The 518-nt window shown below is 65.6% G+C and carries 1 protein-coding gene; it reads right to left on the minus strand.

The genetic code is table 11. The features are described from left to right. Positions 1–441: lysis protein (locus I6E78_RS18805; RefSeq protein WP_269435637.1), on the minus strand; the 441-nt coding region annotated here is incomplete at its 3' end. Between the last annotated feature and the right edge of the window lie 77 nt (positions 442–518).

Genomic DNA, 518 nt, shown 5'->3' on the forward strand with positions numbered 1-518 from the left:
CCCGGCTCGGAGACTGAAATAATCCCGTTCAGCGGCGTCAGTAAGTCGGGGGCCGCCTGCATCAACCACGCTGGTGGCGCCGGGGGCTTGGGGCACACCAGTTCCGGTTGGGGCGGGGCACTTGGCATTGATCCGCAGCCCGACACGGCCAGCGCGCACATCAGACTGCAGAGTTTCCAGCTTGCGCTTTTCATGGTTCAGTTCCTTCGTGTGTTTCTCGTCCAGAGCGGCCACGGCCGCCTTGCGCGCATCGTCCTCGGCGACCACCGCCTGGTACGCCTTCAGTGTCTTGTCGGCCAACACGCGCAGCACCTCGGCGTTGTCGGCCTTCGTCTTCTGATGCGCCGACTTCTCGCCGGCCACCCTCACCTGCTGCCCGGCCAGCGCCAGCAGGAGCACCACGATCAGCGCCTCGCGCCAGAATTTGAGCAGCCCGATCATGTCAGTGCTTTCAGCGCAGTCTCGTACTGCGCCTTGCGCTCGGCCAGGTGCATGAGCGCTGGCCCGTTCACCCGCCG

This window comes from Pseudoalteromonas sp. NZS127 (genome assembly GCF_015864805.1).
Taxonomy (GTDB): Bacteria; Pseudomonadota; Gammaproteobacteria; order Enterobacterales; family Alteromonadaceae; genus Pseudoalteromonas; species Pseudoalteromonas nigrifaciens.